This window comes from Mesorhizobium sp. M2A.F.Ca.ET.042.01.1.1 (assembly GCF_003997405.1).
Lineage (GTDB): Bacteria > Pseudomonadota > Alphaproteobacteria > Rhizobiales > Rhizobiaceae > Mesorhizobium.
The window spans coordinates 1-5862 of record NZ_RZRX01000322.1; the positions used below are offsets into that span (position 1 = coordinate 1).

Here is a 5862-nt window from a genome sequence, read left to right on the forward strand (position 1 = left end):
AAGGAGGCTTGAAATGACCAGAACTGACGAAACGATCACCATGACCAGCGGCGAACTCGCCCATCTCGGCGAAGGCTCTGTCGCTTATCTGCGGAAAGTGTCGAGCGACGACCTGCGCGGCCGCTTCCCCGGCCTCGGCGAAATCGCCCCCGGCCTGGAGCTGTGGGCGCTGTTTGCCGCCAACGGCCAGCCGATCCTGCTTTCCGATGCCCGTGACCGGGCGCTGGCGGGTGCGTTGGAGAACGACCTGACCACTGTCGCCATCCACTAAGGCGATTGCTGGCAGTCCGAAATGGAAAGGGCCGCTCTCGGCGGCCCCTCTAGGGTTTAATCCCAAAACTAGATCTATCCCAAACTTCAGGCCGCGTGCGAAGCCTGCGTGTCGGACAGCAAGGCGTGGATCGCCACCGCGTCGCGCGTACCCCTGATCTTGGCCACCGTGTCGGCATCGCGCAGCACGCGCGCGATGCGCGACAGCGCCTTGAGATGGTCGGCGCCGGCGCCTTCGGGCGCGAGCAGCAGAAAGACGAGGTCGACCGGCTGGTCGTCCAATGCCTCGAAATCGACCGGCGTTTCCAGCCGCGCGAAGACGCCGGCGATCCGCTTCACGCCGGCGAGCTTGCCGTGCGGAATGGCGATGCCGTTGCCGACGCCGGTCGATCCCAGCCGCTCGCGCTGCAGGATGGTGTCGAACACCTCCCGTTCCGGGATTCCCGAAATCGCCGCCGCCCTCTCCGACAGCAATTGCAGAAGCTGCTTTTTGGAATTCGCCTTCAACGCCGGCATGATCGCCGGGACGCTGATGAGATCGCTGAGATCCATGCTTGAAAAATCCCTTGCTCGCCTGCCGCGCCAGTCGTCGCCCCCTCGCGCGGCCGGCTTTTTATGCTTGTGCGACTTTGGTCGTCGACGGATCGATCCAGCCGATATTGCCATCCGGCCGGCGGTAGACGATGTTGAGATGGTCGGTCCCGGCGTTGCGGAACAGGAATACCGGGCTGTCGCTGTTGTCGAGCTCTATGACAGCCGACGCCACCGACATGGTCCGCAGCGTCATGCTTGATTCGGCGACGATGGCCGGAGCGAAGTCCTCCGGAATGTCTTCCTCATCATCTGTGAGGGGGGCCATCACCGTGTAGGCGATGTCGGTCGGCTCTTCGCCATTGCCGTTGCCCGTATTGCGCGATTTCAGCCGGCGCTTGTAGCGGCGAAGCCGTGTTTCCAGGCGATCGGCCGCCGCTTCGAAGGCAAGCGTCGGGTCCTGGGCGTCGCCGGTCGCCTGCAGCGAGGCGCCGGAATCGAGCCGGACCATGCAGTCGGCGGAGAAACGCGACCCCGATTTGATGACCGTGACATGTCCTGAAAAACCCCGATCGAAATATTTCTCGATCGCCTCGCCGACCCGGTCGTTGATGCGTGTGCGGAACGCATCGCCGATGTCCATGTGTTTTCCCGAAATGCGTAGATTCATCTGAAAACTGACCTTCCTTGCCCAGGCTTCAAACTGGTCCCGAGTTTATACCCGTGGTGCGCGCGCACAAGCTTCGCAGCGGCATGCGCGCCGATTTTAGACCCGAACTTTCCGGTTGATCACAAGTCGCCTTCTTGGCCGTCCATGGCCTTGTCTGACGGACCCATTCGCAAGCGGGCATTACCGCCCTGCTCATGCGGGCGGGCTTCTAGACACTTCATTGCGGCTTGTCAATCAAGCTTGGGAATTGTGGGAAATCAGCCCGTCTGGCACCGACCAAGGCTCGCCGGGGATTCGGGGCAGGCCTAGCGGCCGGCGTTCGCGAGCGCCCGCTTCTCCCGCCGTCTTTGCACAGACGATGGGATATTCATGCCTTCGCGGTATTTCGCAACGGTGCGGCGCGCGATATCGACACCGCTTTCCTTGAGCATGTCGACGATGGCGTCGTCGGAAAGCACGTCGGCGGGCTTTTCCTCGTCGATCATCTGCTTGATGCGGTCGCGCACGGCCTCGGAAGAATGCGCTTCGCCGCCTTCGGCCGAGGCGATCGACGCCGTGAAGAAATAGCGCAGCTCGAAAACCCCGCGCGGCGTCAGCATGTATTTGTTTGCGGTGACGCGGCTGACGGTCGATTCATGCATGCCGATGGCGTCTGCCACCGTGCGTAGGTTCAGCGGCTTGAGGTGGCGCACGCCATGGACGAGGAAGGCGTCCTGCTGCCGCACGATTTCCGACGCCACCTTGAGAATGGTCTTGGCCCGCTGGTCGAGGCTGCGCGTCAGCCAGTTGGCGTTCTGCAGGCATTCGGCGAGAAAATCCTTTTCCGCCTGGTCCTTGGCGTGGCTCGAGACACGGGCGAAGTAGACATTGTCCACCAGCACGCGCGGCAGCGTGTCGGCATTGAGCTCCACGGCCCAGCTGCCGTCATTGGCGGCGCGGACCTCGACATCGGCGACGATCGCGTCGCTGGCGCCGCCCGAAAACGCCAGGCCGGGGCGCGGATCGAGCGCGCGGATCTCGGCCAGCATGTCGAGGAGGTCCTCCTCGTCGACGCCGCAGATGCGTTTCAGCGTCTGGAAATCGCGCCGCGCCAGGAGCTCGAGATTGGCGACCAGCGCTTTCATCGCCGGATCGAGCCTGTCGCGCGCCTGAAGCTGCAGCGACAGGCACTCGGCAAGGTCGCGCGCGAAGAGTCCTGCCGGCTCGAAGCTCTGGCAGACGCCAAGCACCCGCGCCACCGCCGCTTCATCCGTGCCGAGCCGGACCGCGATCTCCACCAGTTCGGTGCGCAGATAACCGGCCTCGTCGAGCCCGTCGGCAAGCTCGCCCGCGATGAGGCGTTCGCCGGGGCTCAGCGAAGCAAGCGCGATCTGCTCGCCGACATGTTCGCGCAATGTGACCGCGGCCGCGGCCATGTCGCCGACGTCGAAGCCCTCGGACGAGGCCGTGCCGGCGCTGCCCGCTGCCGACTTCCACTGCGCCGTGAGATCCGGCCCCAGCCGCTCGCTGGTGCCGGGATCGTCGGGAAACAGGTTTTCCAGGGAGGAGTCGAGTTTTTGCGAGATCGCCTCCGCGCTCCACTCCGTCTCGCCCTCGAACCAGTCGCCGGCGCTATCCCGCTCCGGCGCGGCCTCGCTCTTCTGGGCCTGGTCGCTGGCGGCATCGTCCTGCGGTTCGGCCCGCTCCAGGAGGGGGTTGCGCTCGATCTCTTCGTCGATGAAGCGTTCGAGCTCGACATGGGTGAGCTGCAACAGCCGGATCGACTGCATCAGCTGCGGCGTCATCACCAGCGACTGGGATTGTCTGAGCTGCAGTTTGGCTGCCAGCGCCATGGTGGGATTCAAACGCCTCGTCTACGCGTCGCACTCTTGCTTTCCGGTCGGGCATAGAAACTGGCCCGGCTTTTGCTTGTCAAGGAAAACGCTAGCAGGATCGGCTTACCGGAGCGTTATTGGGCCGAAAAATCGCGACAGACCAGTCGAAATTCGCTCAAATTCACTCTGGAGAAAGGTATTTCACGCTCAGAGCGTGAAACCCTCGCCGAGATAGAGACGCCGCACATCGGCGTTGGCGACGATTTCGTCGGCCCGGCCATGCGTCAGCACCTGGCCGGCATGGATGATATAGGCGCGATCGATCAGGCCGAGCGTCTCGCGCACATTGTGGTCGGTGATCAAGACGCCGATGCCGCGCGCCGTGAGGTGACGCACGAGCTGCTGAATGTCGGCGACGGCAATCGGGTCGATGCCGGCGAAGGGCTCGTCGAGCAGCATATAGGCAGGCCGCGTCGCCAGAGCCCGCGCGATTTCAAGGCGACGCCGTTCGCCGCCCGACAGCGACATCGAGGGCGCCTTGCGCAGATGGCTGATGTGGAATTCCTCGAGCAGCTCGTCGAGGTTGCGTTCGCGCACCTTGCGATCTTTTTCGACCACTTCCAGCACGGCGCGGATATTCTGCTCGACGTTCAGCCCGCGGAAGATCGACGCTTCCTGCGGCAGATAGCCGATACCAAGGCGGGCGCGCCGGTACATCGGCATCGACGTGACATCGAAGCCGTCAATCTCGATCGAGCCCTCATCGACGGGAACAAGGCCCGTGACCATGTAGAAACACGTGGTCTTGCCGGCGCCGTTGGGGCCAAGCAGGCCGACGGCCTCGCCGGCGCGCACGCCGAGCGTCACCCCGCTCACCACTTTGCGGCCCTTGTAGCTTTTGGTCAGGCCCTTGGCGATCAGGGTGCCCTTGAAGTTCGCCTTGTCGGTGCCGATCGTCGCCGGAGCAGCCGGCTTTGCGGCCGCCCGCCCCGGAAGACGGGCAAGCAGCGAGGATACGCCGGCCATTACTTGCTCGACGCTCCCTGCTGGGCCGTGCCCTGCTTCTGGGGCGTGAACGACATCATCACGCGGCCACCGCAGCCGTCGACATTGGCGAGGCCGCTCCTCATCTGCACGGTGAGCTTGCAGCCCTTGAGGACGTTGTCGCCCTGCGACAGCACCACTTCCTTGCCCTTGAGCGTGAGCACCTGCGTCTTCATGTCGAACGTGCCGCTGTCGCCGGTGGCGACCTGATCGTTCGATTTGACGTAGACCTTGTTCTCGACCTCCAGGTGGTCGATGTTGGCGGCACCCGTCATCGCCGACGCGCCGGCCGCGGCGCTTTTGCCGGCATTGGCATCCTTGACATAGTAGACCGTCATCTTGCCGGCCTTGAGCAGCGTCGGCCCCTGGTTGACGGTGACATTGCCGCTGAATATGGCCATGCTCTCGGCTTGGCGGACCTCAAGCTTGTCGCTTTCGATCTGGATCGGCTGGTCGCCGGACAGCTTGAGCCCGGACATCTGGCTGGTCGCGCTCGACTGCGCGAAGGAATGCGCCGTCCCCAGAAACAGCAATGCGGAGGCAGCGCCCAGAGCCCACGCGGATTTACTGCGACGCATTCTGTTCTCCACTGTTTACCCCTGCCGCCTTCAGTGCAGTCGGATCGATGTTGACGCGAACCCGGTTCTCGAAGACCACGAGCCTGCCATTGTCCTCGACCGACATCGAGTCCGCGGTGATGCGCGACCCGCCGCGGCTGACGTCGACCGGATTGCTCGTCTTCATAGAGCCTTTGCCCATGTCTAGGAAGATCGATTTGAATTTCGCCGCAAGACCGTCCGTCGTCGTCACGCTGACGTCACTGGTGAGATCCATCGTATTGGCGTCGCGATTGTAGATACCGTGCTCGGCATCGACCGACACGATATTGTCAGTGGCGACGGGCAGCTTGGCGTTGATGCCTTCGAGATCGATCACGGCCTGCTGGCCGACATCCTGCGTCGCCCTAGTCGCCGTCAGTGAATAGGGCAGCTTCTGCTTGGTGAAGCCGTTGAGCTTCGGATTGGCCATCACCAGCTTGCCGTTCGAAAACGCCGTGCCGTCGGCCTGCACGGAAATGGAGATTGGCGCTTTGAGGTAGGAATAGACCGGAAAGGCGATCGCAATGGCGGCCGCGAGCAGCGGCACCGCGAATTTCAGCACGCGCACGCGGCGCGAGTGCCGTTGCGCGCGGTTGAACGCCTCGCCGCGCGTGCCGTCTTGGATCGCGGGAGCCGGTGCCGCAGCGGCATCGCTCGTTTCGTCAGATCGCGCCAACATGACTTTTCTAATGGACCTTTGTCCGCCCAAACATCCGCCTATAGGTGGTATGCCGGCACCTACACGCAAGCACAAGGGGACGAAAACTGCAAAAATGTGACGGCTGCCGCCCACAAAACCGGGGAGTTCGGGGAGACGGCCCGCACTTCATAGCAGATACAGAAGGGGACTGGGTTAATTTTTCGTGAGGTCGCCATCAACGCCGAGCTCGAAGCCGGCGTTCAGGAAACGGTAGCCCTGTGCCGAGGCTTGCTT

Annotated in this window: 7 protein-coding genes; 1 reads left to right on the forward strand and 6 read right to left on the reverse strand. The window is 63.3% G+C overall.

The window, feature by feature from the left end:
* Positions 1-13 precede the first annotated feature (13 nt).
* Positions 14-271, forward strand: coding sequence for a DUF1150 family protein (locus EOA23_RS30595; RefSeq protein WP_036257920.1), 258 nt, complete (start codon positions 14-16; stop codon positions 269-271).
* 86 nt (positions 272-357) lie between these two features.
* On the opposite strand, the gene ptsN is transcribed toward EOA23_RS30595, so the two are convergent.
* The 6 genes from ptsN to lptC form a co-directional block, all read right to left on the reverse strand.
* On the reverse strand, positions 358-822 hold the full coding sequence (ptsN, locus tag EOA23_RS30600; RefSeq protein ID WP_042641064.1) for a PTS IIA-like nitrogen regulatory protein PtsN: 465 nt from the start codon (positions 820-822) through the stop codon (positions 358-360).
* Between the two features lie 61 nt (positions 823-883).
* Positions 884-1471 carry a ribosome-associated translation inhibitor RaiA gene (raiA, locus tag EOA23_RS30605; RefSeq protein WP_042641062.1) on the reverse strand — a complete coding sequence of 196 codons (588 nt, stop codon included), beginning with the start codon at positions 1469-1471 and terminating at the stop codon, positions 884-886.
* Between the two features lie 305 nt (positions 1472-1776).
* Positions 1777-3303, reverse strand: a complete 1527-nt coding sequence (gene rpoN / locus EOA23_RS30610; RefSeq protein WP_127306867.1) for an RNA polymerase factor sigma-54 — start codon at positions 3301-3303, stop codon at positions 1777-1779.
* A gap of 189 nt (positions 3304-3492) precedes the next feature.
* Positions 3493-4311: an LPS export ABC transporter ATP-binding protein gene (gene lptB, locus EOA23_RS30615; RefSeq protein WP_127306868.1), complete on the reverse strand. Its 819-nt coding sequence runs from the start codon at positions 4309-4311 to the stop codon at positions 3493-3495.
* Positions 4311-4907, reverse strand: a complete 597-nt coding sequence (locus EOA23_RS30620) for an LptA/OstA family protein (protein WP_127306869.1) — start codon at positions 4905-4907, stop codon at positions 4311-4313. The genes lptB and EOA23_RS30620 overlap by 1 nt, the downstream gene beginning before the upstream one ends.
* Entirely contained in the window at positions 4894-5607 is a 714-nt protein-coding gene (gene lptC / locus EOA23_RS30625; protein WP_127306870.1) for an LPS export ABC transporter periplasmic protein LptC, read from the reverse strand. The genes EOA23_RS30620 and lptC overlap by 14 nt, the downstream gene beginning before the upstream one ends.
* Between the last annotated feature and the right edge of the window lie 255 nt (positions 5608-5862).

Bases quoted from the DNA above. Each gene is read 5' to 3' on its own strand.
- EOA23_RS30595 (WP_036257920.1), top strand. From the start codon at position 14: ATGACCAGAACTGACGAAACGATCACCATGACCAGCGGCGAACTCGCC.
- ptsN (WP_042641064.1), bottom strand. From the start codon at position 822: ATGGATCTCAGCGATCTCATCAGCGTCCCGGCGATCATGCCGGCGTTG.
- raiA (WP_042641062.1), bottom strand. From the start codon at position 1,471: ATGAATCTACGCATTTCGGGAAAACACATGGACATCGGCGATGCGTTC.
- rpoN (WP_127306867.1), bottom strand. From the start codon at position 3,303: ATGGCGCTGGCAGCCAAACTGCAGCTCAGACAATCCCAGTCGCTGGTG.
- lptB (WP_127306868.1), bottom strand. From the start codon at position 4,311: ATGGCCGGCGTATCCTCGCTGCTTGCCCGTCTTCCGGGGCGGGCGGCC.
- EOA23_RS30620 (WP_127306869.1), bottom strand. From the start codon at position 4,907: ATGCGTCGCAGTAAATCCGCGTGGGCTCTGGGCGCTGCCTCCGCATTG.
- lptC (WP_127306870.1), bottom strand. From the start codon at position 5,607: ATGTTGGCGCGATCTGACGAAACGAGCGATGCCGCTGCGGCACCGGCT.